The sequence below is a fragment of the Dialister sp. UBA1703 genome (genome assembly GCA_002320515.1).
Classification (GTDB): Bacteria; Bacillota; Negativicutes; order Veillonellales; family Dialisteraceae; genus Dialister.
On sequence record DCJJ01000041.1, the window covers coordinates 1 to 4131 of the forward strand.

At 56.1% G+C, this 4131-nt stretch carries 4 protein-coding genes and 1 riboswitch; all 4 genes read right to left on the reverse strand.

Features of this window, described 5'->3' with window-relative positions; genetic code table 11:
• Positions 1–314 precede the first annotated feature (314 nt).
• Positions 315–1502, reverse strand: coding sequence for an MFS transporter (locus B2Y11_RS02005; RefSeq protein ID WP_414630730.1), 1188 nt, complete (start codon positions 1500–1502; stop codon positions 315–317).
• A gap of 407 nt (positions 1503–1909) precedes the next feature.
• Positions 1910–2605, reverse strand: coding sequence for a hypothetical protein (locus tag B2Y11_RS02010; RefSeq protein ID WP_291055501.1), 696 nt, complete (start codon positions 2603–2605; stop codon positions 1910–1912).
• Between the two features lie 2 nt (positions 2606–2607).
• Positions 2608–3405, reverse strand: coding sequence for an enoyl-CoA hydratase/isomerase family protein (locus B2Y11_RS02015; protein WP_291055504.1), 798 nt, complete (start codon positions 3403–3405; stop codon positions 2608–2610).
• A 64-nt stretch (positions 3406–3469) separates the two neighbouring features.
• Positions 3470–3853: a fluoride efflux transporter CrcB gene (gene crcB / locus B2Y11_RS02020; protein ID WP_291055507.1), complete on the reverse strand. Its 384-nt coding sequence runs from the start codon at positions 3851–3853 to the stop codon at positions 3470–3472.
• 65 nt (positions 3854–3918) lie between these two features.
• Positions 3919–3988, reverse strand: a riboswitch (Fluoride riboswitch).
• Between the last annotated feature and the right edge of the window lie 143 nt (positions 3989–4131).

Here is a 4131-nt window from a genome sequence, read left to right on the forward strand (position 1 = left end):
TTCATATCTCTCGTTTCCCCTTGAGGTGGCAAAGGAACTGGATTCATAGGGGAGCCACGCGACCCGCGAATCCAGTGACATGCTTCCCACCGGGCAAGGTGGTGGCGCAGCCACCAAAGGGGGCGGGCCCTTCGGGCCCGGAGGGTTCTTAGGTTTGACAGCGGCCTTTGGCCGCTGAGAGTTGTGGATTGCCCTTCGGGCAATGAAGTTTTTAATGCCGCCTATCGGCTAACCCCTTCCGGCTCGCTGCGCCCTGTCTCACTTTCCTACTAGTACACTAGAACACTAGAACACTAGAACACTAGTACACTATTTCACCATTCCTTCCGGAAGTTCCATGCAATCACAGCGCCGGCCAGGAGGAAGGCCAGGGCGGTGGACCAGAAGACGGAGGGGTAGCCCAGCCAGCGGGCCAGGGCGCCGGAGCAGACAGGGCCGGCCACGTTGCCCATGAGGAATACGCTGGACACCACGCCGAAGACGATGGCCCTTTTTTCAGGGGGCACGGACTTGGCGATGAGGGTATTTGTGCAGGGAGCGATGAGGCCCATGCCCAGGCCTGTAATGCCCCGCCACACCCCAAGGCCGGTGACGGTGGTCATAAGGTGCTGCATGAGGAAGGTGAAACCTACGAAGAAGGTGGCTCCCACCAGAATGCGGTGGGGCCGGATGTATTCCGTCAGCCGTCCCACGTTAAGGGACATGACGGCACTGCAGCCGCCGGAAATGAAAATGATGAAGCCCACCACCGTGGCTACCAGCTCCGTACTGCTGCCCATCATCTGCTTGATATAAAGGGGCAGGATAGGGCCGATGCCGGTAATGCCGAAGTTGCAGAGGAACTGCATGAAGGTCATAATGCGAACCCTGGGGATTTTCATGAAATAGAGAATCTGGCTCCAGGTGGAACTTTTTTCCTTGTCCGCCCCCTTCCGGTGAATGGCAGGAAGGAAAAAGCGCACGGAAAGGAAACAGCAGAAGGCCAGGAAGGCAAAGAAGAAAAAGGGCATGCGGTAGCCGAAGGTATCGGCTATGGTTCCTCCCAGAAGGGGGCCGAACATAATGCCCATCACCATGGCTGCCTGGAAATAGCCCATGGCCCAGGAGGTTTTATTCTCCGGCGTCACGGACACCACAATGGAAAGGCCGATGGGCACAAATCCCCCCACCAGCCCCTGGGCCATGCGGAGGAAGAGAAGGTGCCAGGGACTTACGGCAAATCCCTGGAGCAGGGAAGACAGGGTCACCGTAAGGAGCACCACCGACATCACTGCCTTCGGCCCCCGCCGGTCCGCCTGAATGGACCAGAAGGGAGCGGAAAAGGCGATCATAAAGGGCGTAACCCCTACGATAAGTCCTGCCCAGAACGCCGCCTCTCCGGGATCTGTCAGTCCGATTTCCGAAAGAAACAAAGGGAGGAAGGACATGACTCCCACCATGGAGATACCGGCGCCTACCTGGATCAGGCAGGCAAGGTACACGATGGATTTCCAGTTTTTCATGATTTCCTCCTTTCTTTTCATGGGGCCTGAGGATTCAAAAGGGAAGGTTGACGCCCGCTACGCGGGCGAAGGTTATGGCCGCCTGTCGGCGGCAGGTTGTGTAGAAGGGTTGTGTGGAGGAAAAGGTTAACGGCTCCTGCGGAGCCGAGGGTTCTTAAGGTTCTTAAGGTTCTTAAGATTGACGGGCCTCACGGCCCGAGGGTTGTGGATTGCCGCTGCGCGGCAATAAGTTTTTAAAGCCGCCTGACGGCGGCGCCTTTGCTTCGCAAAGGCCTATCCTCACCGCTTTGCGGAGCTCCTTGAATTAATCAGTGCTTCCCTAGTACACTAGCCCACTAGTACACCAGCCCACTAGTACACTAGCTCACTAGTACACTAGCTCACTAGTACACTAGTACACCAGCCCACTACAAACTATGCGGCCCTTTCCACACTTTTCCTTCCGCCAGGTAGCGGACGGCTTCTTCCAGCCGTTCGGCGCCGTAGACGAAGTGGTTGCCTTTGTTCATCTGGAATACGGTTTCCACGCCCTCTTCTTTTAAGATTTCCTCGATTTCCAGGGTGGCGGATTCCACCTGGGCCATGCGGGGATTTCCTGTTTTCTTTTCCCTGTCTCCCAGGGAGAGGTACACCCGCTCTATTTTTTCCGGCAGGGGATGGGCGCCCATGAAGTCGGTGAAGCCGTCGAACCAGAAGGAGCCGGAGATGGAGGCAGCGCCGTCCAGGGTGTGGGAGAGGGCGGCCATGTAGAGGGTAAAGAGGCCGGAGAGGGAAATGCCTGCCAGCATTCTTTTTTCGACGGGCCTGTCCAGCAGGGCTTCGGTCTTTGGAAAGAGGGAAGTTTCCAGCTGCGCCATGAAGGGGCCTGCGCCGCCGGAGAAATCTTCTTCCCCTTTAAATACTTTCGGCGCCGGCCAGGGGGAAAGGTCCCGGTTCCAGTCCATGCCACTGATGGCCGCCAGGTGGAGGGACAGTTCTTCTGCCAGATGGCTCACCTTTCCCACCACCGGTTCAGGTTCCAGAATGTAGAGAATCCGCCCTGCTCCCGGTGCTTTGTACAGTGTCACGTCCAGCGTGCCGTCGTGAAAGGTCCTGGTTTCCATGATTACCTCCCTTTGAAATCGGGTTTTCTTTTTTCAAGGAATGCGGTAATGCCTTCCTTGAAGTCTTCGCTCCCGGAGCACTGGGCCAGGTACACCGCTTCCTGTTTCATGTAATCTTCAAAGCCTTTGTACATACTTTCAAACATGAGCTTCTTCATGTTGCCGTAGGCCAGAAGGGGGCCTTCCGTCAGCTTTTCTGCAAAAGCCATGACCCGGGGCATCAGCTCTTCCCTGGCAGTCACTTCTTTCACCAGCCCGATTTCCAGCGCTTCCTCCGCTTTTACGGGGCGGCCGGTGACGAACATATCGAAAGCCCGGTGGCTTCCCACCATGCGGGGCAGGAAGTACACGCCGCCGGTGTCGGGGCAGAGGCCGATGCCTACGAAGGCCTGCAGGAATTTCGCATTGTCCGCGGCAAAGATGAAATCGCAGGCGAAGGCCAGGTTGGCCGCACCGCCGGCAGCAGCGCCTGATACGGCGCAGATAATAATTTTGCTCATTTTCTTCATGTACAGCACGATTTCCGACAGTTTCCCCGCCAGAGGCGCCATGGATTTCTTTGAAAAATCCGGTTCGTCGCAGTGATCCTTCATGTACCGGATATCACCGCCGGCAGAGAAAGCCCGCCCTGCGCCGGTAAGCACCAGCACCAGCACCTCCGGATTTCCTTCCGCTTCCTTCAAAGCCTCTTCCAGTTCTCCTGCCATTACCAGGTCCAGCGCATTCAGGGTAGGCGCATAATCCAGGGTAATAGTCTCAATCCCCCCTGCAAGGGATGTGTGAATTCTCTGATAAGCCATGACTGCCTCCTTTGGAAAAAAATGAAAATATCTTCTTATATTATATCATTAAAAAAGGCACCCCTTATAGAAATATCTTCTCCGCCAGAAAAGCCCCCAGTGCCACCAGAAGAATGCCGCAGGCCAGCTGGGCGAAAATGTAGCCCAGCCCCTCCATCCACCGCCCGGCGGCCCAGAACTGCAGGGTCTCATTCATGAAGGAAGAAAAGGTGGTGAGCCCGCCCAAAAATCCGGTGATGAGAAAAGCCGCCGCTCCGGGGAGCGGATACACCCGGGAAAAAAGGACGCCCAGCAGGCCTATCAGAAAGGAACCGGCACCGTTCACCGCCAGGGTGCCATAGGGAAAAGCCGTCCCCGCCCATCCCGCCAGTGCAAGGGTAGTCATGTACCGGCACAGGGCTCCCAGCGCCCCGCCGGCGGCCACCAGTAAAGGATACACATAATTCATGATGATACCTCCATAAAAAAATCTCCTGTCCCCTGATGAAATGGATCCATAAAAGAACCATATTCCAGGAGGCAGGAGTCATCATCTCAAAGAGCATTCGGCCTTCGCCCGGCGAACTCCATCGCCGTCTGCGGGTTTTATTGTACCACAGGAGAGAGGGGATGGAAAGGGGCGGAGGAGGAAGGGTAAGTGTCAAGTTTTCCTCGGTAATTCATTTGACTGTCGATGATTACTATCTCCGTGGCTTCGGTTTTATCAGTATTTCTGTATAGCTCTGG